The sequence below is a fragment of the Streptococcus sp. X13SY08 genome (assembly GCF_001182825.2).
Taxonomy (GTDB): Bacteria; Bacillota; Bacilli; order Lactobacillales; family Streptococcaceae; genus Streptococcus.
Genome location: NZ_LFYO02000004.1, coordinates 33,856 through 60,604, shown reverse-complemented (window position 1 = coordinate 60,604; position 26,749 = coordinate 33,856). Strand labels below are relative to the sequence as shown.

Here is a 26,749-nt window from a genome sequence, read left to right as displayed (position 1 = left end):
TTAAGCCTCTTTCTTATCTTTCTTTACAAAATTAAGTACAATCATACCTGCTAAGACTGCAAAGATACCGATAGAAACCGCAAGTACACCACCGTTATTGGCCAAGGTTCCAAGGAAGATACCAGACAAACCAAAGTCTGCGTCTGAGAAGGTTGAACCTGCAAAACCAAGATCTCCCAAGACTGGCATCAAGAAGACTGGCAAGAAGCTAATGAGGACACCTTGCATGAAAGCACCGACAACAGAACCACGGATACCACCTGAAGCATTACCAATAACACCAGCAGTCGCACCACAGAAGAAGTGAGGTACCACACCCGGCAAGATGACAACGCCACCTGTCATAATCATGATCAACATGCTGACAAGACCACCGATAAAGCTAGAAATGAAACCAATCAATACCGCATTTGGTGCGTATGGGTAAACCACTGGACAGTCCAAGGCTGGTTTTGAATTTGGTACCAATTTTTCAGAAATTCCTTTGAAGGCAGGAACGATTTCCGCCAAGATGAGACGCACACCTGCAAGGATAATGAAGACACCTGCTGCAAATGTACCACCCAATTGAAGGGCATAAACAATACTGTTCACACCATTGCTGAGGTTTTCTTCAATCCAAGTCCCACCCGCAAATATCGCTACAATGATATAAATAACAGACATAGAAATGGCAATACTCACAGTTGAATCTCGTAAGAAAGCCAAACCTTTAGGGAATTTGATATCTTCAGTTGATTTTGATTTGTCGCCAACAAGTCCACCGATGAACCCACTCAACCAGTAACCAAGTGAGCTAAAGTGACCAAGAGCAACTTTGTCATTCCCAGTCAGCTGCACCATGTATTTTTGGACAAATGCTGGCGCGAGGGACATGATGATCCCAAGAGCCAAACCACCCATGACAATCAAGCCAACAGATGTAAAACCTGCCACTGTCATGATGACGGCAATCATACAGGCCATGTAAAGAGTGTGGTGCCCTGTCAAGAAAATGTATTTAAAACGAGTAAAGCGAGCAATCAAGATGTTAAAAATCATCCCAAAAAGCATAATAAGGGAAGTTGCTGTCCCAAATTTATCAAGTGCCAAAGCCACGATGGCTTCATTATTGGGCACAACACCTTGCAAGTTGAAAGCATGCTCAAACATGGTACCAAATGGATTTAAAGATGTTTGTAAAATGGTTGCACCACCACTCACAACAAGGAAACCAACAAAGGTTTTAATCCCACCTTTAAACAGTTCAGAGGTACTTTTTTTCTGAAGAGCCAGACCCAAAATAGCAATCAGCGCCACCAAGATAGCGGGTGTACTCACCACATCGATTAAAAAATCCAACATAATCTCTTCTCCTTATTTTTCAGGCTAAATCAAGCCTTTTTCCTGACAAATAGCTGTGACCAATTCGCGTAATTCATCCATGTCAATGATGCTGTTCAAAATGCGAACATCACCTAGGTGACCGGCTGAGTCTGCTAAGTCACGTCCTACAATCCATACATCGGCTGCACTTGGACTTGCACTACCAAGATCATAGTGTTCCACTTCGACATCTGTCACACCTAAATCTTTCAAAATGGATTCAATGTTCATTTGAACCATAAAACTAGAACCCAAACCTGAACCACATGCTGTACCAATACGTAACATTTATTTTTCCTCCTCTAGTAAGTCTGCGATGTCATCAAAGTTTTCTGATGTCCCCAAGCGTTCAATATTATCTGCATCTCGCAAGATGGCTGTCAGATGCGACAGAGCTCGCAAGTGCGTTTGATTATCCACCGCCGCAATACAAATAAACAAGCGAATTTCATGCGCTGGGTCATCCAAGAGATAAACTGGCTCTTCCAATCGCAACATAGACATGCCAATCCGATTGACACCATCTTCTGGTCGCGCGTGTGGAATTGCAACCCCCTTTCCTAAATCAATAAATGGTCCATATTCAGTCACCTTGGTCACCATAGCATCAATGTAGGATGCTTCGATACTTCCATCGGCTAGGAGTGGCTGAGCTGCACAAGCAATGGCCTCCTGCCACGTCATTTTGTCTTTTTGATACTGATACGTATCACGTGTAATCAATTCGCCTAACATAGGACTTCTACCCTTTCTTTCATAAGATTTTTCATTTAAAAATTGCGCCAATTCATACTTTAAAGTTTGTTCTTTGTGAACCGTCGCATGCTTGCCAATCAAGCTCATGAGTTGTTCAATCTCAATCGGCACAGATCCAGCATTCCCGAAGTCTTCATTGACCAAGTGAAACAGGTCTCGTTTCTGACGATTGTTCATCAATGTGGGTACTAAGTAAAATGGCAGTTTCGTATCCAACTTAATGGTTGCGAAAATCATATCATACTGACTTTGATCAATGGTTTGAAAATCTGTGACAAAATGCGTGTCCGCGAATTCAATATGCGGAAAGAGCTGTTTGAGATTTTCCTTGACAATCAATGACGAGCTAACACCATTGGGACAGACTACCAGTGCCCTATAGCGGAAAGTCCGCTCTGTTGCCGCCTCCAAGTAGCCACCGAAATGGATCACAAAATAAGAAACTTCACTGTCTGGAATGGGAAATCCCAATTCGCTCTCAAGTGGAGCCAAAGCTTTTTGCACCAACTGGAACAAGTCCTTATGCTCTTCCTTGATCACATCCGTATAAGTATTAACGCTGACCAAATGTGACTTAAGACGATAGTAAGCGGGAATCAGATGACGTTCCAGTCCCTGAATCAATTCACTGCGGTCCTCAAAAGAAATGAGAGACAAACGTTCCATTTCCTCAACAATGGCTACCGTCAGTTGATGAAAAAATTGATTTTTCTGATCTCGTGAACCCAGGAATGGTACCATCCTGCTGACTCAAGGTCTTCCACAGTTGAGTCACCATTTGATCAATGGGTTCTGCCACTTGATTAGTCACGCCAGTCAGATTCTCCTGCATGCGCTCGCGCCGTACCGCCACCATCTGCAAGAAATGGAGATACTCTTCCAGACGATCTTCCAAGGCGGAGAACTGATAAAACTGGCACAAATCCTGACCTGCCTTTTTGAGACTGGCTAAGTGATTTTTCTCCTCCCAAGCCCGCAATATATAATCCAGCGCCCAGTTCCCTATGGAGGACTTAAGGCAATCGCTGATACAATAGAGAGCCAGACGATGCTTATCATGTTCCTGCCCTGTCAGATGATAACCACGCGCTCGCGTGTAGTCAAAAGATACACCGTACTCTTGACAAAGCTCGCGCACATTTTTAATATCTGTTAAGGTCGTATTGCGACTAACGCTTAACAAATCCTGATAGTGCACATTGGAAACAAAGTCCTTCCTCATATAGGTATATAGGTAAATCAAGACCTGTCTCTCATCTTGCGAGAGATAAATATCCCGACTTCTCAACCATTCAAAAATCTCAGTTTGGTAGACCAAGTGCTGACTTGATAGACGAAAATATCCATCAGACAAGTCAATGGTCCTGATTTCATGTTCTACCAACAAATGATTGATCTGTCCCAGACTATCAAGGATATCTTCCTTGTCCATTCCCGTCTGAATCCCCAATTCATAGAGGCTCATTTCCTGATTGTTAAATAATTCCATCAATAGGGCAGTCGTACGATTTGCAGTCATCTTGACCTCCTTGTTTAAATTGTAACCCTTTTCATTTTTGATTTCTAGTTCTTTTGAGCCCAAATTCCCCTTCTTCATTTTGGAGTTTGATTGGGCTGTAAAGCGCTTGCACGCTATAAAAAAGAAAAAAGCTAGATTTGTATCCAGCTCTTCCAAAGATTGTTCTTATTTATTTGCCTAACAAGCGAGCAAAGAAACCTTTCTTTTGAGTTTCTTCCACTTCTGCTTTGGCCTGATCTAATTCCAATTTCAAAGTTTCCTTGTCTGCCATTGCTTTCAAAGTCAGTTGTTGTTGTTGGTCCAACTGCTTATCCTTCTCAGAAATTTGCACATCTTTAACCCGCAACTGCTCATCTTTTTCAGCGATTTGCTGATCTTTGGTCTTCAGTTGATCATAAAGGCGAACAATTTCCGCATTCTTTTCATCAACCAAAATTTCCATGAGTTCACGTTGTTTCACTTCTTCGCTGATAGGTTCATCCTCAAAAATGGTCGCCTTGTAAATCTCTTCCAACTTAACAAGACCAGCTCGATTGACAACCGTCACACCCTTGTCATTTTTCTCAACAAATTCTTCAGGAAGTGATTTGACACGATTGTTCATCGCCTGACGACTCACTCCTAAAATCTCAGCTAATTCGCTGACCGTTTTTTCAATTCCCATAATATCCTCAAATACTTGATTTTCTTGAAACTTTTCTATCATTAAAATCTTACCACAACCCCCTATCCCTGTCAAATTTATGGTAAAATAAGCCCATGAACCAATTTGATACGATTATTATTGGGGCGGGTCCTGCTGGGATGATGGCAGCTATCTCTTCCAGTTTTTATGACAAATCCACTCTTTTGTTAGAAAAAAATAAGCGCTTAGGCAAAAAATTATCTGGAACAGGTGGCGGGCGCTGCAATGTAACCAACAACGGTACCCTAGAAGACCTCTTAGAAGGTATTCCTGGCAATGGTCGCTTCCTCTACAGCGTCTTTTCCCAATTCGACAACCATGATATCATGAACTTTTTTGAGGACAATGGTGTCAAGCTCAAAGTCGAAGGCCATGGACGTGTCTTTCCTACGACAGACCGCTCCCAAACCATTATCAAAGCATTAGAGATGAAGATGCTAGAAAATGGTGTTTCTATCCGCACAGGCTGCGAGGTCGTTTCCGTCAAAAAAAGTGAAGAACTTTTTCATGTGAAGACCGCTGAACAAGTCTTTACCAGTCGCCAACTGATTGTCACTACCGGCGGTAAAACCTATCCCTCTACAGGATCAACTGGTTTCGGCCATGAGATTGCGCGACATTTTAAGCTTGAGGTGACTGATTTTGAAGCAGCCGAGAGCCCAATTTTGACAGATTTCCCTCACAAAAAACTTCAAGGAATTTCCCTAGATGATGTGACCTTGACCTATGAAAAGCACAGCATTACACATGATCTGCTCTTTACCCATTTTGGTTTGTCAGGTCCCGCAGCCCTTCGGCTATCCAGTTTTGTCAAAGGTGGGGAGACAGCTTATTTAGACGTCATCCCACAGATTTCTTCAGAAAAGCTAGCTGATTATCTGCAAGAACAGCGCGAAAAATCTTTGAAGAATGCCCTCAAAGAAATCATGCCCGAACGCTTAGCAGAATTCTTTGCGGAAAACCACAATATCAAGGTTAAACAAATCCCTCAGAAGGAACTGGAAGGCTTGATTCAGTATATCAAAGCTCTGCCCATTCCCATTACCGGAAAAATGTCTCTGGCACGTTCCTTCGTGACCAAAGGCGGCGTGGAATTGTCCGAAATCAATCCAAAAACCTTGGAAAGTAAGAAGATTCCTGGGCTCCATTTTGCAGGTGAGGTACTGGACATCAACGCCCACACAGGTGGATTCAACATTACCCATTGCCTTTGTACCGGCTGGGTAGCAGGAACCCAATTGCCTGACAGTTATTAAAGTATACATTTTAAAAAGAGTTTATTGTGCAGTTTAGTTCTTAAACTATTGAAAAAGTCTAAGGTGGAAAATCATGAGCTGCAAAGCCACTCACCCCTCTAATGCACTGATCAATCAACTTTTTTAGCCCTAAACGAAAGTATCGAGCGAAACTCTCTTATTTATTCTATTCCTTCAAAAGCCAGACTTGGCTTAGCATTCAAATCCAATTCTGCAAAGTGTCCCTGCTGATATTCCACAGCTGCAGCCAAGGCAATCATACCAGCATTGTCCCCGCAAAGGCGCAAGGGCGGAATAATGACTTCCGTATCCGTGATTTCCTGCGCCAAACGCTCACGCAAGCCTTGGTTTGCTGCAACACCACCCGCTACAACCAATTGCTGTACTGGATAGCGTTCCAAGGCTTTCTTGGTTTTGGCAAGTAGAATATCCATGACTGCTGCTTGGAAAGATGCACACAGATCCTCCACATTCAAGTCTTCCCCTTTTTGCACCGCATTGTGGTGCAAGTTAATAAAGGCAGATTTGAGACCTGAAAAAGAAAATTCTAAATGGTCTTCCTTGATCATTGCTCGTGGAAAATCGTAGACATCCTGACCTTTATGTGCCAATTGGTCAATTTCACGACCAGCTGGATAGGTCAAGCCCATGACGCGACCGACCTTATCGTAGGCCTCTCCAACCGCATCATCTCGCGTCTCACCGATAATGTGGTAAGAGCCAGCTTCGGGCACGTAGACCAATTCTGTGTGACCACCAGACACTAAGAGCGCCATCAAGGGATAGTGTAATTCTGCCACTTCACGCGCTGCCATCAAGTGCCCCGCCATGTGATTGACAGGAATGAGTGGCAAGCCATATGCCCAAGCAAAAGCCTTAGCCGCCGCCATTCCGACAAGAAGCGCACCAACCAAGCCAGGTCCATAGGTCACTGCAACAGCATCCAGCTCATCCGCCCTTATACCAGCTTCCATGAGAGCATCCTCAATGCAGGTTGTGACCACCTCCACATGGTGACGACTAGCAACTTCAGGTACTACACCCCCAAAACGCTTATGACTTTCAACTTGGCTAGCGATAACATTGCTAAGCAGCTCCGTCTCATTTTTTAAAACAGCCACACTAGTCTCATCACAAGACGACTCAATGGCTAAAATATAGGTATCTTTCATTCTTCTTTTCCTTCACGCACCATGACAAGGGCGTCCTCAATGGGCTCATGGTAGTAGCTTTTACGTCGCCCAACTTCCTTAAAACCAAATTTTTTATAAAGGGAAATAGCAGAGCTGTTCCCCACTCTCACCTCTAAAAAGATGGTTTCCACTCTAGCAGTTAATTTTTCCATCAACTGACTAGCAAAGCCTTGACCCTGATAATCCTTGGTCACCGAGATCTGAGTCAATTCCAACTCACCAGCCAAATCCTGAATAGCACAAAATGCCACAAGACGATCATCTTGCCAAATCAAGTTATAGTCTGTCTGGTCTTGCTGCATATCTGCCGCAATCTGCTGCATCGTCCAAGGCGACTGACCCCCGTAGACCTCTGTCATCAATCCATAAATAGCTTCTGTATCTGTCATCTTAGACTCGCTTAATATAGTCCTGATCATCCACTGCCGTCTGGCCTTGTGCTTTAAGCCAGTTTTCCTCTGCCTCAACACGTTTGAGGTAAGATGGTTCAAAAGCATGTACATTAACTGGCTCTAATGATTGTCCCAACCTACCAATCAGCTCTGCAGATTGCAAGGTCGCTTGAATAGTTGCTTGTGGACAGCTTTCTTTGATTTGTTCTTCAAAAGCTGCGACTTCCCCAACAAAAGTCACATGATCAAAACCAGCTGCTTTTTCCAAGACCTCTTCAAATGCTGCATGTCTATCTGGCTCAAGTGCTCTGCCATTTTCATAGAAGCCAACATAGACATGATTGCGACGGGCATCCATAATAGGAACTACCACTCCCTGCGCATCCGTATCTGTCAGAGCTAACAAACTGGAAATCCCTACTAAGTCAATCTGGAGAGCGTAAGCCAAAGTCTTAGCTGTCGCCACCGCGACTCGTAAACCTGTGTAAGATCCTGGTCCCTGTGCTACCACGATACGCTCCAAATCTACTGGTTTCCAGGTCAACTGTGCCATTAAAAAATCAATGGTCGGCATCAGGCTAATGGAATGGTTTTTCTTGATATTGAGGGACGTCTCCGCCATCAGCTTGTCATCTTCCAAGAGAGCAACAGACAGAGCTTGACTGGACGTATCAAAGGATAAAATCTTCATTTATTTTCCATACTTTCTGGGCATTCTATCCTTCTATTTTATGACATTCTAGCACTTTTTTCAAATCTCGCCTTCCAAGTCTTTGAAAACTCATTTGCAAATCTTCTTTTTTCCATTTTCCCCGCCAATTTTTTTCTACAACTAGGGCTTTTATGATATAATATTAGTAATTGCTACGTTTCAATCAAAAAGAAAAGGGACTCATAAAGGTCTATTTTATCGTCTCTTTCGTGCATCAGAAAGGAAAAACATGATCTACAAAGTATTTTATCAGGAAACTAAAGACCGCAGCCCACGCCGTGAGCAAACTCACTCACTTTACTTGGAAGTTGATGCTGCTAATGAACTAGAAGGTCGCATTGCTGCGCGTCAATTGGTTGAAGAAAACACAGCCTACAATATTGAATTTATTGAGTTGTTATCTGAAAACCACCTCGAGTATGAGAAAGCTCATGCTGATTTCAAATTGACGGAGTTCTAATTTATGTCATCAGTCAATCTAAAACCTCAAGAAGTTGGTGTTTTCGCCATCGGTGGTTTGGGAGAAATCGGGAAAAATACCTATGGTATTGAATACCAAGATGAAATTATCATCGTAGATGCTGGCATCAAATTCCCCGAAGATGATCTACTCGGGATCGACTACGTTATCCCAGACTACTCTTATATTGTCGACAATTTGGACCGCGTCAAAGGTCTCGTCATTACTCACGGTCACGAGGACCATATCGGAGGAATTCCTTTCCTTCTCAAACAGGCAAACATTCCTATTTTGCAACTTTGCATGAAATTAACCATAAAACAGAATTAACCTTCAAAAATCTCAAGGTATCTTTCTTCCGCACAACGCATTCTATTCCAGAACCTTTGGGAATTGTCATTGATACCCCTCAAGGAAAAATTGTCTGTACAGGTGACTTCAAATTTGACTTCACTCCAGTCGGTGAGCCAGCTGATTTGCATAAAATGGCTGCGCTGGGAGAAGAAGGCGTTCTCTGTCTCCTGTCAGACTCTACCAACGCCGAAATCCCAACCTTTACCAATTCCGAAAAAGTAGTCGGTCAGTCCATCACTAAAATCATTGAAGGCATTCACGGACGGATTATCTTCGCATCCTTTGCATCCAATATCTTCCGTCTCCAACAAGCAGCTGAAGCTGCCGTGAAAACTGGACGAAAAATTGCTGTATTTGGACCTTCATTGAGCCAAATGCTATCAAAGAATATCCAGCTAGTGACATGATGATTCTCTGTACAGGGAGCCAAGGGGAGCCAATGGCTGCCTTGTCTCGTATCGCCCATGGAACACACCGTCAGGTACAATTGCAACCAGGCGATACCGTCATCTTCTCTTCTAGCCCAATTCCGGGAAATACTACAGGCGTCAACAAACTGATCAATATCTTGATTGAAGCGGGTGTTGAAGTCATTCACGGTAAGGTCAATAATATCCATACTTCTGGTCACGGTGGTCAGCAAGAGCAAAAACTCATGCTTCGTCTCATCAAACCCAAGTATTTCATGCCAGTTCACGGTGAATACCGTATGCAAAAAATCCATGCAGGACTAGCTGTTGATACAGGCATTCCAAAAGACAATATCTTCATCATGGAAAATGGCGACGTACTTGCCTTGACTAAGGATTCAGCACGTTTAGCAGGCCACTTCAATGCGCAAGATATCTACGTAGATGGAAATCGTATCGGTGAAGTTGGTGCAGCCGTCCTCAAGGATCGTCGCGAGTTGTCCGAAGACGGCGTCGTACTAGCTGCTGCAACGGTTGATTTTGATAGTCAAATGATTTTAGCAGGACCAGACCTCCTCAGCCGAGGCTTTGTCTATATGCGCGAATCTGGCGACCTCATCCGTGAAAGCCCAACGGCGCCATTGTGAACGCCATCCGACCATTCCTCTACGAAAAAACAGAGCGCGAACCTATCATTATCCCAATGGTGCTTACGCCTGATAAAGAATAAGAATAATAAAAAGCAACACCAGAAGGTGTTGCTTTTAATTTATCTGTGTTGGTGCATAAATGTATGAGATTGCAGCGTAGGCCGATTCTACTGCCGGATCAAACCAGCCTCGGTAATTTCCAACCGCTGGATTCCCAGCATAGTTCGCTTCTTGCACTTGAATCATGCCATCAGCTGCCACATCCGTCACTATCGCTACATGACCATAGCCACCGTCCGACCAGACCATTACCGCACCAACCTTAGCGCTTGTTCCAATGTCAAAACCAAGTGACAGTGCACTAATAGCCCAATCATTAGCGTTTCCCCAGTTATTTCCTATCCAAGGAGCTAATTCCTTTGCTCCCCATGTACATTGACCAACTGGATAAGTATTGGGACTATATTCAATTTTAGGAGCAATACTTACCGCCACAGCTCGTAGGGTTTGCTCTTGTGCTGACATAATTTTTTGTACAGGTTCTTTTATGGATTTCTCATAAAAGTAGGATGCCTGTACAGCACCTGCTGCACTCTTAGCATTCGGAAAACCAACAGTCACAGCACTGGCTTTTTGACCACTAAAGCCAAAGACCATTCCCATCATAATAATCCGTACGATATTTCTTATTACTTTTTTCTTCACAATTAAATTTCCTCTCAAATGTCACAGAGTCCAGCATACGCCATTTATGTAACAATTTGATGTGTTTTAGGCAAGAAATGTTACAAAAAGATTATATTACAAAGTCTATTACAAGTCGTTTGAGAGTTAAAGGCTTACATTTTGGGAAAATAAAAAGAGTATGGAACTACTTTTTGTCCCAAACTCTTCAATTCTGATTTAATAAACATCCAAATAATTATCAATTTCCCATTGAGAAACAAAGGTTGCATAACTTGCCCACTCAATACGCTTGGCTTCAAGGAAATTGGTATAAATATGTTCACCTAGAGCACCTTTAATAACTTCGTCTTCTTGAAACGCTCTTCAGGTGTCATTGCATAGACATTCGTTTCAATTGGTGCAGGAGCATCGATTTTATTTTCAATACCGTCAAGACCCGCTTCAAGAAGCACTGCTAACGCCAGATAAGGATTAGCTGTCGGATCCACAGAACGCAATTCCAGACGCGTTCCCATACCGCGAGAAGCCGGTACGCGAATGAGTGGTGAACGATTGCGACCAGCCCAGGCAACGTAAACTGGAGCTTCATAACCAGGAACTAAGCGTTTGTATGAATTAACCGTTGGGTTGATAATCGCCGTGTAGTTGTAGGCATGCTTCATCAAACCACCCAAGAAATAATAAGCATCTTGAGATAATTGCATACCACGAGGATCAGATTCATCAAAGAAGGCGTTATTCCCATCTTGGTCGAAGAGAGACATATTGCAGTGCATGCCACTTCCAGCGATACCATATTTTGGTTTGGCCATAAAGGTTGCGTACAAACCATGCTTACGAGCAATCGTTTTTACAACCAGCTTGAAGATTTGAATATTATCACAAGCTTTCAAGACGTCGGCATACTTGAAATCAATCTCATGTTGTCCAACAGCTACTTCATGGTGTGACGCTTCCACCTCAAAGCCCATTTGCGTCAAGACATTGACAATTTCACGGCGAGTATTGTCCGCTAAATCTGTCGGTGCCAAGTCAAAATACCCACCACGATCGTTGACTTCTAACGATGGATTTCCATGTTCATCCATCTTGAAGAGGAAGAATTCTGGCTCTGGACCCAAGTTAAAGGATTTGTAGCCCACATTTTCCATATGTTTCAAAGCTCGTTTGAGATTACCACGCGGGTCACCAGCAAACGGTTGACCTTCAGCAGTATAAATATCACAAATCAGACCTGCAACAGCACCATTTTCATCGCCCCAAGGAAAGACTGTCCATGTGTCCAAATCAGGATAGAGATACATATCCGATTCGTTAATCCGAACAAACCCTTCAATAGAAGAACCATCAAACATCGCTTTATTGGATAACACTTTTTCCAACTGTTCTTCTGTAGCAGGAATTTCTACGTTTTTCATAACTCCCAAAATATCTGAGAACATGAGACGCAAGAAAGTAACATTTTTTTCTTTGACTTCACGACGAATATCAGCAGCCGTAATAGACATTGGCAACTCCTTTTTAAAAAACCAGCATGATTATTTCATGCGAAATGTATCGAACCCATTGGGCGCAGTGGTAAACCGTCCCACCTTGGATAACTCATCGTGCAGAAGTTGTCTCACCTGACTATCGGATAGGGATTTCTGCTTGGCTTTTCCCTTAGCAGCATACTCTGACTTGATAGCTGCAATATTGTAACCATCCGCAAGATAATCCTTGATTTCCAAAAGGCGATCCATATCGTTTAGCGAATACATTCGTCGATTTCCCTCGTTGCGGTCAGGCTCTATCAAGCCCTGCTCCTCATAATAACGAATCTGACGGGCAGTCAAATCAGTTAATTTCATGACACTGCCAATCGGAAAGACGGATAACGTTCTGCGTAATTCTTTTTCTCTCACGAGAGCTCCTTTTACTCTACCCATTATAGGGAAATTCTAATTGTTCGTCAAGTGCCAATGTTATATTTTCTGACATCGTTCGGTTTTAATTTTATTTTTTCAAGATTTTCTTGATTTGTTCCATATCATAATTGACCAAAATAGCTATAAAGACACCAACAAAAGTCTCAAAAACACGAGTCAGAGCATAAATAATGGAATCCCCTGCTGGAATGGATAAGGCGATAATCAACATAGTAGCCACTCCACTGATGACACCGGTCGTATTATTAAAGGACACGTTGGTCATAATGGTTAACATGGTAAAAATGGGTACAAAAATCAGGGTCACCCAAATATGATGGGAAAAGATATCACTTAAAATAAAAAAGAGAAGTGCATAGAAGCCACCAATGGAATTACTAAGAATCCGAGAAGCTCCAAAATTAATACTTTGCCCAAAGTCTTCTCGCAAACTGAAGACAGCTGCCAGCGCAGCAATTTGTACGCCATCCCGACCAATTAAGTGAAATAGCAAGATCACCAAGAAAACGGCAATCCCCGATTTGAGCGTTCGCATACCCAATTTAAACTTGGCTGGATCAAATGTATATTTCTTAAACATAGTTTTATTGTAACACGAAGTCCGTTTTTTAGGGTAAAAATGCTGATTTTTTGACCATTATTTCTTGTCACAGTCGATACTCAAATGGGGCACTCACTTCATTCTCCTTGTCTCTTTTATGACCACTATCTGAGCAGATAGGAGAGTCAATAGTAGGCTGAACAATCTACGTAACATTTTCTTCAGGAACACGATTCGCTAGTGTAGCGTAGGATACAGTTTTACTACAATTTATCAACATCACGATGATAAATTGTCCTATTTCAAACCCAAACCGCACCAGATATCTCAGACAATCTCTTCCGTAATATTGTCTAAAAATCCAACCACGTCCTATCCTATTTCCTTCTTATACTCATACTCAAAAAAGACGGTTGCCCGCCCTTAGATTGTTCATCATTTTTCAGTTAGTGCAGCTAAACCAGGTAGTACTTTACCTTCTAATAATTCCATTGATGCTCCACCACCTGTAGAGATCCATGAGAATTTATCTGCACGGCCAAGGTTGATCGCTGCAGCCGCAGAGTCACCACCACCGATGATTGATTTCACACCAGGTTGTTTCACAATGGCATCCATAACACCAATTGTACCTTCTTGGAAATCAGGGTTTTCAAATACACCCATTGGACCATTCCAGACAACCGTTTTAGCACCTTCAAGCGCTTCTTCAAATTTAGCGATTGATTTTGGTCCGATATCTAAACCTTGGAAACCATCTGCAATATCGCGGCCTTCTGTTATACGGATTTCAGTATAATCATTAAAGCCATTAGCTTCTTTGTAGTCAACCGGCAAGACCAAACGATCGCCGGCTTTTTCCAACAATTCTTTTGCCATAGCAACTTTGTCTTCCTCTAACAAAGAGCCCCCTACAGCATGCCCTTCAGCTTTATTGAAGGTATAAGTCATACCACCACCGATAATGACCTTGTCAGCTTTTTCCAACAAGTTTTCGATGACACCGATTTTATCTGAAACCTTTGCGCCACCCAAAATAGCTACGAATGGACGTTCTGGAGTTTCAACCGCTTCTTGGATGTAGGCAATTTCGTTTTCAAGAAGGAAACCTGCCACTGCTTTGTCAACATTTGCTGAAATACCAACGTTTGATGCATGCGCACGGTGTGCTGTACCGAAAGCATCATTTACAAAGATACCATCACCAAGTGATGCCCAGTATTTACCAAGTTCTGGATCATTTTTAGACTCTTTTTTACCATCAACATCTTCAAAACGAGTGTTTTCAACCAAAAGAACTTGACCATCTTCCAAAGCCTCAACAGCAGCTTCCAATTCAGCACCACGAGTTACACCAGGAAAAACAACTTCTTGGCCTAATTTTTCAGAAAGATCTTTTGCAACTGGTGCAAGTGATTTACCTTCTTTATCCGCTTCTTCTTTTATACGTCCAAGGTGAGAGAAAAGAATGGCACGTCCACCTTGCTCGATGATGTACTTAATCGTTGGAAGGGCCGCAGAGATACGGTTATCATTAGTGATTACGCCATCCTTCAAAGGTACATTAAAGTCCACACGAACAAGAACTTTTTTTCCTTTCAAGTCAGCGTCTTTAACAGTCAATTTAGCCATTAGGTTAAACTCCTTAATCTTTTAATCTTCCTCATTATAGCACAGTTTGTCATATTTTTCCACGATAATTCTCTATTTGTGACTATTATAACGAAATGTTCTCTCAGAGAAATCTGAAAACAAAAAAGACACCTAGAAAGGCTATTTCTAAGTATCTTTTAAATTTTACCGGTTTATTCCAAACCTGTTAAGTCGTCTAAGCCATATTTGATGGAAAGCATAGCAAGATCTTGTAATTTCGTAATTTTAGCTTCCAAATCATCTGTTGTTTCTGATTGCATATCAAAATTGAGTTCTGGAATATAGAAATTATATTCAATTTCAGGCATTTCAGGTGCTATTGGAACTTCTTCATGTTTGATCGGTGCTACCAAGACAGATGCGTCGTATGTTTCAGGAGCTTGTGGTGCAGCTGGGCTTTCCACTGGAGGGTTCACCATATCTACTTCAGATTTTTCTGTCGTTTCGATAGTGATTTCATGTACTGGCTCTGGTTGTACTTCTGCAGTGAAGACGCCGTCTTTGTATGTCCAAGTTGCATCCATTTTCTTGTCATTTGCAAACATTTTGAAGATATGTTCTGCTTCTGAAAGGGTTGTGTCTTTCAAGACAAGAGCTGGTACTTGACGACCTTCTACTTTAAGCGTGTAATCTGCTACTGGTTCTTCTGCTTTTGGAGCAGGAGCGATGTAAGCTTTGAAGGCTTGATTTTGCTCGTCGTATGACCAAGTGATGGTCAAAGCTTTGTCTTTTTTATTGTAGACATGGCTCTTGGCAGTAGCATCAGCATGAGTTTCTTGGTCTTGCTCTGGATAGTTTGTGCTTGGAGCTGCAGGTGTCTGGTCAGGAGTTTCGATTGCAGGGCCTGCACTTGGAGAATCTGATTCTGATGGTTGAGGAGCTTTTTGGTCAGAGTCGGTAGCTGGCACTGAGTTTTCAGGACCTTTTTGCATAGTAATATCAGCAGCATGCCCACTCTCATCAGCTGGTAATTTTTCCTCTGGCGCTGGTGCAGCTGGCGTTGGTGTTGCAGTTTCAGCTGGGACATTTTTAGGATCCACTACAGTTTCTGACTCCGAAGAATCTGAAGTTTCTTCTTTATCACTTGGAGTTGATGGGGGAGCTGCGGGTGTTGGCGCTGGTAAAGTTGTTGTTGAACCACCATCACTTTGCGTTGTTCCATCTGGAGAAGTTGGCGTAGAAGCCGCTTCTGCCGCCTTGCGTTTTTCCTCTTCTTCCATTTCCTTTTCTCGTTTTTCCCATGTTTCTTTACAATTTTCTCTCTTGTAAGGTCCGGCATCTTTACCTACAGTACAATCAGTTGTAGTCCAAAGAGTCCCAAGTCTAGTAGGGGCAGCTTCTGCGTTTTGTGGGTTTACTTGTGCTGCTAACAAAGCAGCCCCCAGAGTTATGGCACTGTATACAGCGACTTTAGCTAATACATCGCTGTGTTTACAATTTTTTTGCTAGTCGTTTGATGTTCTTTTTTCATGTTTACTCCATTTCCCTCTTTGAGGATTATTTTTTATTTCGCTTTTTCTCAGCTTACATATTTTATTATTTTTGAACCATTTGGTCAATGTTGTTCAAACATATTTCTTTATTTTTCGATATATTTGTATAATAAATGCCTAAAAAATGAATGAAACTCCCCTATGACAGGACAGAAACTCATTTTAGAAAGATTTACCTTTCAGTTGAGCGCACAAAAAAACTCTAGAAAGATCTTGCTCTTTCTAGAGTAGGTCATATTCATTTTGCTAAAACGACTAGTTTTCTTTCCCATCCTTCACAGGATAGAAGGTCTCTATTTGCGAACATTGTAACGAAGTAAACGAAGGCTGTTGAGAATCACTAAAATCGTAGATCCTTCATGCCCTACCACACCTAGCGGCAAACTGATATTTTGGAACAAGTTGCTAATGATGAGACTGACAATAACCGTCAGTGCAAAGACAATATTCTCCGTCACAATCAGGCGCATTTTTTTAGAGAGGGAAATAGCAAAGCTGAGTCGACTGAGATCCTCCATAATCACTACATCTGCGCTTTCGATGGCAATATCAGTACCAGACCCGACCGCAAATCCGACATCCGCAACCGCAAGGGCTGGTGCGTCGTTTATTCCATCTCCGACCATTCCCACATAACCATATTGTTCTTTCAAGTTTGCAATATGACGCGCTTTATCAGTCGGTAAGCAATTAGCCAATACATAATCAAGCCCGAGTTCTGCAGCAATCGCCTGTGCTGTTTTTTCTTGGTCTCCAGTTAGCATAATGGTCTTGATGCCCAAGTCTTTCAAGTCTGCAATGACTTGCTTACTCTCAGCTTTAACAAGGTCAGAAAGAGCATAAATAGCTTGGAGAGTGCCTTTTGTTGCCACATAGACCAAGGCGTCGCCTTTAGCAGCTTGTTTCTCCATAAATTCGATAGAATCTGCCGAGAGGACAACTTCCGCGTCTCCCAGAATAAAATCCTTCTTACCAATCCACCACGCTTCCCCTTGATAGCTAACTTTGAAACCTTTACCAGTCACATCCTCCATGGCACCTAGCTCCGCCATGTTCCAACCGCTATAATAATCCAAAATTGCTTGAGCAATCGGATGACTAGACTTACTTTCAGCAGCAAAAACTACGCTAGATATAAGACCTTCGTGACTAGATTCTGAAAAATATGTAGCTCCTACAGTTGGTTTTCCCATCGTCAAGGTCCCTGTCTTATCAAAGACAATTGCCTTCAAACTTGCCAAATTATCTGCTGTATCTCCACCCTTAATAATCATCCCTTTTTTAGCAGCACGACTAATAGCTGAAAGACTGGCCGGAGTGCTACTAGCAAGTAAAGCACATGGAGAAGCTACCGTCAGTAAAATCATGCCACGGTAAAATGCTGTCTGCAATTCCCATCCCAAAACCAAGTAAGTAAAGAGAATAAAAGTTGGCACCAAGACTAAAACAACTTTTACATAAGTATTTTCCAAACGTTCAATAAACGTTGAGGTCTTACTTTGACGTGTCTGAGCTTCTTCGACCATGTTGACAATTTTGGCAAAAAGGGTATCCTTATTTTCCACCAAAACTTCCATCTCAACCGTTTCGCTTTGGTTAATGGTTCCACCAATGATGGTTTCACCCTTTTCTTTTTCCGCTGGCAATAGTTCGCCCGTTACCATGGACTCATCTAGCACCGTACGCGGACTAAGAAGAGTTCCATCAATAGGCACCGCTTGTCCTTTCAAAACTTGGACATGGTCTCCAACTTTCAAGTCTGCAGTCGCTACAACTGTCACTTGACCGTCTTCGTCCAATAGCCGAGCTTCATCGGGTGTCATAGACATCAGTGAAGAAATGGCTTCTGTACTCTTTGCCATGGCAAGAATTTCTAAAGTGGAAGAAAGAGAGAAGATAAAAATCAGGAGAGCCCCTTCTAGCCAATAACCAATAATCCCTGCACCCAACGCTGCCAAGACCATGAGGATATCCACATTGAGATGTTTATCGTAAATTAATTCTTCCACACCTTCTTTAGCTGAGCAGTAACCGCCCACCAAAAAAGCTGCAATAAAAAGCCAAGCTTCCCAAGGACTTTGTCCCAGCCACTGTGCTAATAACCCCAAAACAATTAGTCCTGCACAAGTTGCAGTGACCATGATACTTTTTCTAGATTCTGTCATCCTATCCATACCTCCCAGCTCTAAAAGCTGATTTTATCTAAGGAAAATTTAGGACTTGTCAAATCCCCTAAACTCCTCTACAATAGTAGTATGACAGGTTTTGACCTAAAAAAACAGATACAAAACAATCCATTTGTATCTTACTGAACAGTATAATAAAATTGTCTATGAATTAGAAGGAGTCCCATGGATAAACGGAGCCAGAAAACCCAAACCGCCATCTTTGAAGCTTTTTTCGACCTACTCAATTCCCAATCTTTCCAACAAATCAGCGTTGGTCAAATCATCGAAAAAGCTAATATTGGTCGCAGTACTTTTTATAGCCATTTTACCAGTAAGGACGACCTTTTAGAAGTTGTCTGTCAACACCTCTTTGAACATGTTTTCTTAGATGCGTCCTACGACGAGTACAATAAACATGCTTGGGATTCAGAAAAAGATTCACTGGTAGATCGTGTGACCCATCTTTTCCATCATTTCAAAGCTAACGATGAGAAGGTTCTCACGCTCTTCAAGCTCAATGATGACTATTTCAGACGTAGTCTTCGCCAACAATTAGCAGAACATCTGGCACCTGCTATCCGAGAAACCTACTTTCCTCAATCAACACTTCCCGATAGTCTCATTACCCACCATATTGTATCCTGCTTTATTGCCTGTCTCAACTGGTGGTTACATTCTGCACCTAATCGAACAGCAGAAGAAATGAGCCAGTATTACTTAGAACTTGTCTGATCATACACAAACCAGCTTGGCTGGTTTTTTTGTATACAAAAAAGAACCCCAAAGGGCTCTTTTCGTTCAACAATGATTATTTAGCGATTTTCGCAAAGTACTCAAGAGTACGAACCAATTGTGAAGTGTATGACATTTCGTTGTCATACCATGCTACAGTTTTAACCAATTGTTTGCCATCAACGTCAAGGACTTTAGTTTGAGTTGCATCGAACAATGAACCGTATGAGATACCTACGATATCAGATGATACAATTGGATCTTCAGTGTAACCGTATGAATCGTTAGCAGCAGCTTTCATAGCAGCGTTAACTTCTTCAGCAGTAACTGGTTTTTCAAGAATTGAGAACAATTCTGTAACTGAACCTGTTGGAACTGGAACACGTTGTGCAGCACCGTCAAGTTTACCGTTCAATTCTGGGATTACAAGACCGATTGCTTTTGCAGCACCAGTTGAGTTAGGGATGATGTTTGCAGCACCAGCGCGAGCACGACGAAGGTCCCCACCACGGTGTGGACCGTCAAGAATCATTTGGTCACCAGTGTAAGCGTGGATAGTTGTCATCATACCTTCAACAACGCCGAAATTATCATGAAGTGCTTTAGCCATTGGAGCCAAGCAGTTTGTAGTACATGAAGCACCAGAGATAACTGTTTCAGTACCATCAAGTGTGTCATGGTTAGTGTTGAAAACGATTGTTTTAACGTCGTTTCCACCAGGAGCTGTGATAACAACTTTTTTAGCACCATTTTCATGGATGTGTTGTTCAGCTTTTTCTTTAGAAGTGAAGAAACCAGTTGCTTCAAGAACGATTTCTACGCCATCAGCTGCCCAGTCGATGTTTGCTGGTTCGCGTTCAGCAGATACTTTAACGAATTTACCGTTAACTTCAAATCCACCATCTTTAACTTCAACAGAACCGTCGAAACGTCCTTGAGTTGTATCGTATTTCAACAAGTGTGCAAGCATTGCTGGGTCTGTAAGGTCGTTAATACGAGTTACTTCAACACCTTCAACGTTTTGGATACGACGGAAAGCAAGACGACCGATACGACCGAAACCGTTAATACCAACTTTAACTACCATGTATGATTTCCTCCTTATGAAAATCGGGTTATTTATTTTAAAAGGAAAACCCTTTTAATCCATTTGTGAAAATTGTAACTTGCAAACATACAAATCACTTTTCAACGTTATTATTATACCTCTATTTAGGAAAAATTGCAAGAACCTACCACTTTTCAGAAAACGAAAAAGACACCTGATAGGCGTCTTTTTCATGGCAATTATTGTCCGCCATTTTTCTTGATGATTTCTTCTTGTACAGATTTTGGTACATCTTCATAGTGGTCAAATACCATCATGAAAGTACCACGACCTTGTGATGCTGAACGAAGAGTTGTTGCATAACCGAACATTTCAGCAAGTGGTACATAGGCACGAACGATTTGGCTGTTACCATGTGCTTCCATACCATCAACACGTCCACGACGAGCTGTTACGTGACCCATAACATCACCCAAGTTTTCCTCTGGAGCTGTGATTGTTACAAGCATCATTGGCTCAAGGATGGCTGGTTGTGCTGATTTAGCAGCTTCTTTAAGGGCAAGAGATGCTGCCACTTTGAAGGCTGTTTCAGATGAATCGACATCGTGGTATGAACCATCGTAAAGTTTCGCTTTAACGTCAACAATTGGGTAACCAGCAAGAACACCGTTAGCCATAGATTCTACGAGACCTTTTTCAACGGCTGGGATAAATTCGCGAGGAACCACACCACCAACGATACCGTTCTCGAACTCAAATCCTTTACCTTCTTCATTTGGTGTAAATTCGATCCAAACGTCACCGAATTGACCTTTACCACCAGATTGGCGTTTGAAGAATCCACGTGCTGAAGTTTGTGCACGGAATGTTTCACGGTAAGATACTTGAGGAGCACCAACGTTTGCTTCAACTTTGAACTCACGACGCATACGGTCAACAAGGACATCCAAGTGAAGCTCTCCCATACCAGCGATAACTGTTTCACCAGTTTCAACGTTTGTTTCAACGCGGAATGTTGGATCTTCTTCAGCCAATTTTTGAAGAGCGATACCCATCTTATCTTGGTCAGCTTTTGATTTTGGCTCAACCATCAATTGGATAACTGGTTCTGGAACGTTGATTGATTCAAGAATGATTTTCGCTTTTTCATCTGTCAATGAGTCACCAGTAGTTGTATCTTTCAAACCAACAGCTGCGGCGATATCACCAGCGTAAACTGTTTCGATTTCTTGACGGCTGTTCGCGTGCATTTGAAGGATACGTCCGATACGCTCACGTTTACCTTTAGAAGTGTTCAACACGTATGAACCTGAGTTAAGGACACCTGAGTACACACGGAAGAATGTCAAACGACCTACGAATGGGTCAGTCATGATCTTGAAAGCAAGAGCTGCAAATGGCTCTTCATCAGATGCTGGACGAGTTTCTTCTTCATCTGTATCTGGATTGATACCTTTGATCGCAGGGATATCAAGTGGGCTTGGAAGGTATGAAATAACCGCATCAAGCATCAATTGAACACCTTTATTTTTGAAGGCAGAACCACACAATACTGGGAAGAACTCAACGTTGATGGTTGCTTTACGGATACCAGCCATCAATTCTTCGTTTGTGATTTCTTCACCTTCAAGGTATTTCATCATCAAATCTTCGTCAGTTTCAGCAACTGCTTCAACCAATTTTTCACGGTATTCTTCAGCTTGTTCAAGATATTCAGCTGGAATATCTTGAACAAGAATGTCTGTACCAAGGTCATTAGTATAGATTTCAGCTTTCATCTTGATCAAGTCGATTATGCCACGGAAGTCATCTTCTGAACCAATTGGCAATTGGATTGGGTGAGCATTTGCTTGCAAACGATCGTGAAGTGTTTGTACTGAGTAAAGGAAGTCAGCACCGATTTTATCCATCTTGTTGGCAAATACGATACGTGGAACTCCGTACTCAGTTGCTTGACGCCAAACTGTTTCAGTTTGTGGCTCAACACCTGATTGTGAGTCAAGAACAGTCACGGCACCATCCAATACACGGAGTGAACGTTGTACTTCGATAGTGAAGTCCACGTGACCTGGTGTGTCGATGATATTTACGCGGTGACCATCCCATTGCGCTGTTGTCGCAGCAGATGTGATGGTGATCCCACGTTCTTGCTCTTGCTCCATCCAGTCCATTTGTGATGCACCTTCGTGAGTTTCACCGATTTTATGGATTTTACCAGTGTAGTAAAGGATACGCTCTGTAGTTGTTGTTTTACCGGCATCGACGTGGGCCATGATACCGATGTTACGAGTTTTTGCTAGTGAAAATTCGCGAGCCATTAGGTTTGTTCTCCTATATTATTTTTAGTTTGATTCTTATTATACAATTATTTAGAAAAAACGGATAGGCAGGACCTACCCGTTTTTCCTTCTTATTTTTGGTGATAATGTTTTGTTGGTTGATGTACGAATTGCATACTTTCAGTGAAAAAAGATGAACTTCCTCATGCGCAAGCACATAGCGTCACTTCTCTATTTTTCACCGGTATGCTAACTCTTTGCATCTTATTCTTACCAACGGAAGTGTGCGAAGGCACGGTTAGCTTCAGCCATACGGTGTGTGTCTTCACGTTTCTTAACAGATGCACCTGTGTTGTTAGCGGCATCCATGATTTCTTTTGCAAGGCGGTCAACCATTGTGTGCTCACCACGGTTACGTGAGATTGTTACCAACCAACGAAGACCTAAAGTTGTACGACGTTCTGGACGAACTTCAACTGGGACTTGGTAGTTAGAACCACCGACACGGCGTGCACGTACCTCAAGTACAGGCATGATGTTTTCCATTGCTGATTCAAATACTTCAAGTGGCTCATTGCCAGTTGCTGCTTTGATTTGGTCAAATGCACCATAAACGATTGATGCAGCAGTACCACGTTTACCGTCCAACATAAGACGGTTGATCAATCGAGTTACCAATTTTGAGTTATACAATGGATCTGGCAATACTTCGCGCTTAGGCGCTTGATTTTTACGACTCATTTATCTACTCTCCCTTCTTGCCCTTTTGGACGTTTTGTACCGTATTTAGAACGGCCTTGTTTACGATCAGTTACACCTGCAGTATCAAGTGCACCACGAACGATATGGTAACGTACCCCTGGAAGGTCTTTTACACGTCCACCACGAAGAAGAACCACGCTGTGCTCTTGCAAGTTGTGACCGATACCTGGGATGTAAGCAGTTACTTCAATCAAGTTGCTCAAACGTACACGAGCAAATTTACGAAGGGCTGAGTTAGGTTTTTTAGGTGTCATTGTTCCGACACGAGTTGCAACACCACGTTTTTGAGGTGAAGAAAGGTTTGTTTGAACTTTTTTGCGGCTGTTGTAACCAACGTTCAAAGCTGGTGATTTAGATTTTTCTACTTTTGATTTACGCGGTTTGCGAACCAATTGGTTACCCCCATCCGGGTGTACTTTTGCAACATTTGTCAGCACGTCTCTGTACACTTTTGAGAGACCAAAAGTAAAAAGTACCGTCTATCATCATATCATAAACGGCATTCATTGTCAATGGGATTTTCTTGTATTTTTGGAACTAAACTAATAGTCAAAGGCATGCTCGCCAACTTGAATTTTACTAGCGGGATCTTCGCCTTGGTATGGTTTTCAGATTTCAATTAAATTTAAAACAGTATAGCCCTTCTTCGCTCAAAAGGAAATCATTTTATCATTATTTGGATGAACATTATTAAATACAGTCTCTCCTCCGAGTTTCTGGGCTAAGAGCTCTGCTTTTTCAAATAGTGATTGTGCAAAACCTTTGCGCCGATGATCTGCTACTACAAAAATCTGCTCGACCCAAACCGTGCCATCACTAACCTTACAGACCAGGTAACCCATGATCTCTCCAGCCACCTCAGCGATATAGACAGGAAAGTCGTTCTCCAGAAAATAATCCACTTCCTCTTGAGCATCTTCAAGGGATGTCGGACGTTCGATCCCCTTAAGGCGGCGCAAGGCAGTTCTAAATTCGGCTAAACACACTGCTAAAGCCTGACCATCCTGCTTGATTGCTTCTCTAATCATTCTCTCACTTCCTTTTCTTAAGTATAACAAAAAGATAGCCCGCAAGCTATCTTATTTTCATCTTAATATCCCATACCACCCATTGGGTCCATGCCTGCTGGCATTGCTGGAGCAGCTGGCTCTGGTTTGTTGGCAACCACAGCTTCTGTTGTAAGAATGAGGCTAGCAACTGAAGCCGCATTTTGAAGAGCAGAGCGTGTCACCTTGACAGGATCAATAATCCCAGTTTCAATCATGTCTACCCACTCACCAGTCGCCGCGTTAAAGCCCGTTCCAAGTGAACTATTTTTAAGCTTGTCAATCACAACTGAACCCTCATAACCGGCGTTGGTTGCAATTTGGCGAACAGGCTCTTCCAAGGCACGAAGAACAATGTTGCGACCTGTCGCATCATCTCCGTCAAGCTCAAGCGCTGCTACTTTTTCAATGACGTTGACAAGAGCTGTTCCACCACCGGCTACAATACCTTCTTCAACTGCAGCGCATGTAGCGTTTAGAGCATCTTCGATACGAAGTTTCATTTCTTTGAGCTCAGTTTCAGTTGCGGCACCAACCTTAATCACTGCAACACCACCAGCTAATTTGGCCAAGCGTTCTTGCAGTTTCTCGCGATCAAATTCAGAAGTGGTCGTTTCCAATTGAGATTTGATGAGATGGACACGGTTGGCAATAGCAGAAGCTTCACCAGCACCTTCTACGATGACAGTAGAGTCTTTATCGACAGATACTTTAGCAGCTTGACCAAGCGCAGCCATTGTCGCATCCTTCAACTCAAGACCAAGGTCTTCTGTAATGACTGTACCACCAGTTAAAACAGCGATATCTTCTAGCATGGCCTTACGACGGTCACCAAAACCTGGCGCTTTTACCGCCACAACATTGAAAGTTCCGCGAATCTTGTTGAGAACAAGAGTTGGGAGAGCTTCGCCATCCACATCATCTGCAACGATGAGAAGCGGACGGTTGGTTTTAAGAATTTCTTCCAAAAGCGGCAAAACATCTTGAATGTTGGAAATTTTCTTGTCGGTGATAAGAATAAACGGATTTTCAAGGTCGGCAACCATTTTTTCGTTGTCTGTCACCATATACTGTGACAAGTAACCACGATCAAATTGCATCCCTTCCACCACTTCAAGTTCCGTCTCCATACCGCGAGACTCTTCAATGGTGATAACGCCGTCTTTACCCACACGTTCCATAGCTTCTGAAATGTACTCGCCGACTTTTTCAGAACGCGATGACACTGCGGCTACCTGAGCAATAGCTTCCTTATTAGCAACAGGTTGAGCAATGGCTTTCAATTCTTCAACCGCTGTGGACACAGCCGTTTCAATCCCGCGACGAATACCGATTGGATTGGCACCGGCCGTCACATTTTTAAGTCCTTCACGAACGATCGCTTGTGTCAAAACAGTCGCGGTTGTTGTACCGTCACCAGCGATATCATTGGTTTTTGATGCTACTTCAGATACCAATTTGGCACCCATATTTTCAAAATGGTCTTCCAATTCAATTTCTTTGGCAATCGTCACACCGTCATTTGTAATCAGTGGTGAACCAAAAGCTTTTTCCAATACCACATTGCGTCCTTTAGGACCAAGCGTAACCTTAACAGTATCCGCTAAAATATCCACACCGCGGACCATGCTCTCACGCGCATCCGCTGAAAATTTAATCTCTTTTGCCATAATTATGATACCAAGACCGCCCGTAATTGGAACGAAAATGAGAAGTCTGACACTGGAAAACACTCCAAGCAAGACTATCTATTTGACGTCCATTACGAGTCAGGTTTAAATCCTTTCTTTTTATTCCACAATGGCTACAATATCAGACTCACGGATGATAGACACCTTTTGGTCTCCATCTTTGACTTCAATACCAGCTCCATTTTCTACCAATACAATCTGATCCACTACGACACTAGGTTCTACCAAATCTCCTGTCAATGTGCGAATCCCTTTTCCTATGCCAAGCACACGAGCACGCTTAGTTGCAGCATGGCTATTTCCAGCAAGGACAAAGCCACCAACTGATGTTTCTTCTGTTTCTTCAAACGCGACCACCACACGATCGCCTAAAGGTGTTAAACTCATATCGTTTCCTCCATACGGGTATTTTTTTGATAATAGCAAAGCTGGAAAACAGCTCTCTTAGCACTCATGTATGTAAAGTGCTAACTTTACTTCTCTATTCTATCACTTGGTCAAAAATAGTCAAGAATAATCCCTGGATTTTTTGCAAATCCGTCTGAGGGCGGACAAAAGAAAAAGTCAGCGCAGCTGACTTCAACCTTAAAACGGTAACTCTTCCTCATCGAGCACCAGATCTGCTAAATACTCGGCACCATTGTTTTCACGCATGGCACGTTGAGCACGACTTTCCAACGCGCCCGCAACTCTCCATCCAAAGAAATCAGACTGCCTTTGCTAGCGTAAGATGCCAAGGTTTCTGCTAATTTGCCCCAGAAAACAACCTGTAGGAAATCAGCTTCACGCTCCCCATTTTCCGCCTTAAATCGACGATTGACTGCAAGAGTCACACGACAAACGCTTTTTTGATTAGGTGTCTGAGTCACTTCTGGAGCCGCAGTCAAACGGCCAATTGCGATAACTTTATTGTACATTTTATATCCTCCTACTTTATTCATTCGTAAAATTTTTGGTAAACTAAACAAA

General features: G+C 42.5%; 26 protein-coding genes and 3 pseudogenes. 6 read left to right on the top strand and 23 right to left on the bottom strand.

Annotated elements, in window-relative coordinates; genetic code table 11:
- The 5 genes from AEX56_RS07690 to AEX56_RS07675 all read right to left on the bottom strand — a co-directional run bounded on the left by AEX56_RS07690 (window position 1) and on the right by AEX56_RS07675 (window position 4,304).
- Window positions 1-1,344: a PTS ascorbate transporter subunit IIC gene (locus AEX56_RS07690; RefSeq protein ID WP_173554788.1), complete on the bottom strand. Its 1,344-nt coding sequence runs from the start codon at window positions 1,342-1,344 to the stop codon at window positions 1-3.
- A 24-nt stretch (window positions 1,345-1,368) separates the two neighbouring features.
- The gene (locus AEX56_RS07685; RefSeq protein WP_049618604.1) at window positions 1,369-1,653 is read right to left on the bottom strand and encodes a PTS sugar transporter subunit IIB; all 285 of its coding nucleotides are present in this window, start codon (window positions 1,651-1,653) and stop codon (window positions 1,369-1,371) included.
- On the bottom strand, window positions 1,654-2,862 hold the full coding sequence (locus AEX56_RS09160) for a BglG family transcription antiterminator (protein WP_236683035.1): 1,209 nt from the start codon (window positions 2,860-2,862) through the stop codon (window positions 1,654-1,656).
- The gene (locus tag AEX56_RS09155) at window positions 2,792-3,640 is read right to left on the bottom strand and encodes a hypothetical protein (RefSeq protein WP_236683034.1); all 849 of its coding nucleotides are present in this window, start codon (window positions 3,638-3,640) and stop codon (window positions 2,792-2,794) included. Before AEX56_RS09155 ends, AEX56_RS09160 begins: the two co-directional genes overlap by 71 nt.
- Before the next feature lie 169 nt (window positions 3,641-3,809).
- The gene (locus AEX56_RS07675) at window positions 3,810-4,304 is read right to left on the bottom strand and encodes a DUF536 domain-containing protein (RefSeq protein ID WP_049618650.1); all 495 of its coding nucleotides are present in this window, start codon (window positions 4,302-4,304) and stop codon (window positions 3,810-3,812) included.
- Between the two features lie 95 nt (window positions 4,305-4,399).
- On the opposite strand from AEX56_RS07675, the gene AEX56_RS07670 reads away from it, so the two are divergent.
- Window positions 4,400-5,581 (top strand): NAD(P)/FAD-dependent oxidoreductase, encoded by a 1,182-nt coding sequence (locus AEX56_RS07670; RefSeq protein WP_049618603.1) that lies wholly within the window; start codon window positions 4,400-4,402, stop codon window positions 5,579-5,581.
- 161 nt (window positions 5,582-5,742) lie between these two features.
- Here AEX56_RS07670 and tsaD read toward each other — a convergent pair whose 3' ends face one another.
- The 3 genes from tsaD to tsaB are packed head-to-tail and all read right to left on the bottom strand — an operon-like array spanning window position 5,743 to window position 7,857.
- Window positions 5,743-6,753 (bottom strand): tRNA (adenosine(37)-N6)-threonylcarbamoyltransferase complex transferase subunit TsaD, encoded by a 1,011-nt coding sequence (gene tsaD, locus AEX56_RS07665; protein ID WP_049618602.1) that lies wholly within the window; start codon window positions 6,751-6,753, stop codon window positions 5,743-5,745.
- Complete coding sequence (gene rimI / locus AEX56_RS07660; RefSeq protein ID WP_330218261.1) at window positions 6,750-7,163, bottom strand: ribosomal protein S18-alanine N-acetyltransferase; 414 nt, start codon at window positions 7,161-7,163, stop codon at window positions 6,750-6,752. Before rimI ends, tsaD begins: the two co-directional genes overlap by 4 nt.
- Window position 7,164: 1 nt before the next feature.
- The gene (gene tsaB / locus AEX56_RS07655; protein ID WP_049618600.1) at window positions 7,165-7,857 is read right to left on the bottom strand and encodes a tRNA (adenosine(37)-N6)-threonylcarbamoyltransferase complex dimerization subunit type 1 TsaB; all 693 of its coding nucleotides are present in this window, start codon (window positions 7,855-7,857) and stop codon (window positions 7,165-7,167) included.
- Between the two features lie 250 nt (window positions 7,858-8,107).
- On the opposite strand from tsaB, the gene AEX56_RS07650 reads away from it, so the two are divergent.
- The 4 genes and pseudogenes from AEX56_RS07650 to AEX56_RS09560 all read left to right on the top strand — a co-directional run bounded on the left by AEX56_RS07650 (window position 8,108) and on the right by AEX56_RS09560 (window position 9,749).
- Window positions 8,108-8,338, top strand: a complete 231-nt coding sequence (locus tag AEX56_RS07650) for a DNA-directed RNA polymerase subunit epsilon (RefSeq protein WP_049618599.1) — start codon at window positions 8,108-8,110, stop codon at window positions 8,336-8,338.
- 3 nt (window positions 8,339-8,341) lie between these two features.
- Window positions 8,342-8,668 (top strand): MBL fold metallo-hydrolase, encoded by a 327-nt coding sequence (locus AEX56_RS09570; RefSeq protein ID WP_443031024.1) that lies wholly within the window; start codon window positions 8,342-8,344, stop codon window positions 8,666-8,668.
- A 155-nt stretch (window positions 8,669-8,823) separates the two neighbouring features.
- A pseudogene (locus tag AEX56_RS09565) lies at window positions 8,824-9,386 on the top strand (MBL fold metallo-hydrolase RNA specificity domain-containing protein); the annotation flags it as partial.
- Window positions 9,378-9,749 carry a hypothetical protein gene (locus AEX56_RS09560; RefSeq protein ID WP_443031025.1) on the top strand — a complete coding sequence of 124 codons (372 nt, stop codon included), beginning with the start codon at window positions 9,378-9,380 and terminating at the stop codon, window positions 9,747-9,749. The pseudogene AEX56_RS09565 and the gene AEX56_RS09560, both read left to right, overlap by 9 nt.
- 117 nt (window positions 9,750-9,866) lie before the next feature.
- On the opposite strand, the gene AEX56_RS08310 is transcribed toward AEX56_RS09560, so the two are convergent.
- From AEX56_RS08310 to AEX56_RS07610, 7 genes and pseudogenes are all read right to left on the bottom strand, one after another.
- On the bottom strand, window positions 9,867-10,457 hold the full coding sequence (locus AEX56_RS08310; protein WP_236683033.1) for a CHAP domain-containing protein: 591 nt from the start codon (window positions 10,455-10,457) through the stop codon (window positions 9,867-9,869).
- Between the two features lie 198 nt (window positions 10,458-10,655).
- A pseudogene (gene glnA / locus AEX56_RS07635) lies at window positions 10,656-11,947 on the bottom strand (type I glutamate--ammonia ligase).
- Between the two features lie 30 nt (window positions 11,948-11,977).
- Complete coding sequence (locus tag AEX56_RS07630; RefSeq protein ID WP_049618598.1) at window positions 11,978-12,343, bottom strand: MerR family transcriptional regulator; 366 nt, start codon at window positions 12,341-12,343, stop codon at window positions 11,978-11,980.
- A gap of 91 nt (window positions 12,344-12,434) precedes the next feature.
- Window positions 12,435-12,947, bottom strand: coding sequence for an FUSC family protein (locus AEX56_RS07625; RefSeq protein ID WP_049618597.1), 513 nt, complete (start codon window positions 12,945-12,947; stop codon window positions 12,435-12,437).
- 396 nt (window positions 12,948-13,343) lie between these two features.
- A complete protein-coding gene (locus AEX56_RS07620) occupies window positions 13,344-14,540 on the bottom strand; it encodes a phosphoglycerate kinase (protein WP_049618596.1) in 1,197 nt (398 codons plus the stop codon).
- A gap of 173 nt (window positions 14,541-14,713) precedes the next feature.
- A complete protein-coding gene (locus AEX56_RS07615) occupies window positions 14,714-15,934 on the bottom strand; it encodes a hypothetical protein (protein ID WP_049618595.1) in 1,221 nt (406 codons plus the stop codon).
- A gap of 413 nt (window positions 15,935-16,347) precedes the next feature.
- Window positions 16,348-18,219 (bottom strand): heavy metal translocating P-type ATPase, encoded by a 1,872-nt coding sequence (locus AEX56_RS07610; RefSeq protein WP_049618594.1) that lies wholly within the window; start codon window positions 18,217-18,219, stop codon window positions 16,348-16,350.
- 186 nt (window positions 18,220-18,405) lie between these two features.
- Here AEX56_RS07610 and AEX56_RS07605 point away from each other — a divergent pair, with 186 nt between their 5' ends.
- Window positions 18,406-18,954 carry a TetR/AcrR family transcriptional regulator gene (locus tag AEX56_RS07605; protein WP_049618593.1) on the top strand — a complete coding sequence of 183 codons (549 nt, stop codon included), beginning with the start codon at window positions 18,406-18,408 and terminating at the stop codon, window positions 18,952-18,954.
- A gap of 76 nt (window positions 18,955-19,030) precedes the next feature.
- Here AEX56_RS07605 and gap read toward each other — a convergent pair whose 3' ends face one another.
- From gap to ssb, 8 genes and pseudogenes are all read right to left on the bottom strand, one after another.
- Window positions 19,031-20,041, bottom strand: coding sequence for a type I glyceraldehyde-3-phosphate dehydrogenase (gene gap / locus AEX56_RS07600; RefSeq protein WP_049618592.1), 1,011 nt, complete (start codon window positions 20,039-20,041; stop codon window positions 19,031-19,033).
- A gap of 200 nt (window positions 20,042-20,241) precedes the next feature.
- Window positions 20,242-22,320 carry an elongation factor G gene (fusA, locus tag AEX56_RS07595; protein WP_049618591.1) on the bottom strand — a complete coding sequence of 693 codons (2,079 nt, stop codon included), beginning with the start codon at window positions 22,318-22,320 and terminating at the stop codon, window positions 20,242-20,244.
- Window positions 22,321-22,551: 231 nt separating this feature from the next.
- Entirely contained in the window at window positions 22,552-23,022 is a 471-nt protein-coding gene (gene rpsG / locus AEX56_RS07590) for a 30S ribosomal protein S7 (protein ID WP_049618590.1), read from the bottom strand.
- A complete protein-coding gene (gene rpsL, locus AEX56_RS07585; RefSeq protein ID WP_049618648.1) occupies window positions 23,019-23,477 on the bottom strand; it encodes a 30S ribosomal protein S12 in 459 nt (152 codons plus the stop codon). The genes rpsG and rpsL overlap by 4 nt, the downstream gene beginning before the upstream one ends.
- A 216-nt stretch (window positions 23,478-23,693) precedes the next feature.
- Window positions 23,694-24,071, bottom strand: a complete 378-nt coding sequence (locus tag AEX56_RS07580) for a GNAT family N-acetyltransferase (RefSeq protein ID WP_053093954.1) — start codon at window positions 24,069-24,071, stop codon at window positions 23,694-23,696.
- A gap of 62 nt (window positions 24,072-24,133) precedes the next feature.
- Window positions 24,134-25,759 (bottom strand): chaperonin GroEL, encoded by a 1,626-nt coding sequence (gene groL, locus AEX56_RS07575; RefSeq protein ID WP_049618589.1) that lies wholly within the window; start codon window positions 25,757-25,759, stop codon window positions 24,134-24,136.
- A 120-nt stretch (window positions 25,760-25,879) separates the two neighbouring features.
- Window positions 25,880-26,167 carry a co-chaperone GroES gene (groES, locus tag AEX56_RS07570; RefSeq protein WP_049618588.1) on the bottom strand — a complete coding sequence of 96 codons (288 nt, stop codon included), beginning with the start codon at window positions 26,165-26,167 and terminating at the stop codon, window positions 25,880-25,882.
- A 198-nt stretch (window positions 26,168-26,365) separates the two neighbouring features.
- Window positions 26,366-26,697: pseudogene (gene ssb, locus AEX56_RS07565) on the bottom strand (single-stranded DNA-binding protein).
- Window positions 26,698-26,749 lie beyond the last annotated feature (52 nt).

Coding starts and splice junctions, on each gene's coding strand:
- AEX56_RS07690 (WP_173554788.1), bottom strand. CDS start 1,344: ATGTTGGATTTTTTAATCGATGTGGTGAGTACACCCGCTATCTTGGTG.
- AEX56_RS07685 (WP_049618604.1), bottom strand. CDS start 1,653: ATGTTACGTATTGGTACAGCATGTGGTTCAGGTTTGGGTTCTAGTTTT.
- AEX56_RS09160 (WP_236683035.1), bottom strand. CDS start 2,862: ATGGTACCATTCCTGGGTTCACGAGATCAGAAAAATCAATTTTTTCAT.
- AEX56_RS09155 (WP_236683034.1), bottom strand. CDS start 3,640: ATGACTGCAAATCGTACGACTGCCCTATTGATGGAATTATTTAACAAT.
- AEX56_RS07675 (WP_049618650.1), bottom strand. CDS start 4,304: ATGGGAATTGAAAAAACGGTCAGCGAATTAGCTGAGATTTTAGGAGTG.
- AEX56_RS07670 (WP_049618603.1), top strand. CDS start 4,400: ATGAACCAATTTGATACGATTATTATTGGGGCGGGTCCTGCTGGGATG.
- tsaD (WP_049618602.1), bottom strand. CDS start 6,753: ATGAAAGATACCTATATTTTAGCCATTGAGTCGTCTTGTGATGAGACT.
- rimI (WP_330218261.1), bottom strand. CDS start 7,163: ATGACAGATACAGAAGCTATTTATGGATTGATGACAGAGGTCTACGGG.
- tsaB (WP_049618600.1), bottom strand. CDS start 7,857: ATGAAGATTTTATCCTTTGATACGTCCAGTCAAGCTCTGTCTGTTGCT.
- AEX56_RS07650 (WP_049618599.1), top strand. CDS start 8,108: ATGATCTACAAAGTATTTTATCAGGAAACTAAAGACCGCAGCCCACGC.
- AEX56_RS09570 (WP_443031024.1), top strand. CDS start 8,342: ATGTCATCAGTCAATCTAAAACCTCAAGAAGTTGGTGTTTTCGCCATC.
- AEX56_RS09560 (WP_443031025.1), top strand. CDS start 9,378: ATGCCAGTTCACGGTGAATACCGTATGCAAAAAATCCATGCAGGACTA.
- AEX56_RS07625 (WP_049618597.1), bottom strand. CDS start 12,947: ATGTTTAAGAAATATACATTTGATCCAGCCAAGTTTAAATTGGGTATG.
- AEX56_RS07620 (WP_049618596.1), bottom strand. CDS start 14,540: ATGGCTAAATTGACTGTTAAAGACGCTGACTTGAAAGGAAAAAAAGTT.
- AEX56_RS07610 (WP_049618594.1), bottom strand. CDS start 18,219: ATGACAGAATCTAGAAAAAGTATCATGGTCACTGCAACTTGTGCAGGA.
- AEX56_RS07605 (WP_049618593.1), top strand. CDS start 18,406: ATGGATAAACGGAGCCAGAAAACCCAAACCGCCATCTTTGAAGCTTTT.
- gap (WP_049618592.1), bottom strand. CDS start 20,041: ATGGTAGTTAAAGTTGGTATTAACGGTTTCGGTCGTATCGGTCGTCTT.
- fusA (WP_049618591.1), bottom strand. CDS start 22,320: ATGGCTCGCGAATTTTCACTAGCAAAAACTCGTAACATCGGTATCATG.
- rpsG (WP_049618590.1), bottom strand. CDS start 23,022: ATGAGTCGTAAAAATCAAGCGCCTAAGCGCGAAGTATTGCCAGATCCA.
- AEX56_RS07580 (WP_053093954.1), bottom strand. CDS start 24,071: ATGATTAGAGAAGCAATCAAGCAGGATGGTCAGGCTTTAGCAGTGTGT.
- groL (WP_049618589.1), bottom strand. CDS start 25,759: ATGGCAAAAGAGATTAAATTTTCAGCGGATGCGCGTGAGAGCATGGTC.
- groES (WP_049618588.1), bottom strand. CDS start 26,167: ATGAGTTTAACACCTTTAGGCGATCGTGTGGTGGTCGCGTTTGAAGAA.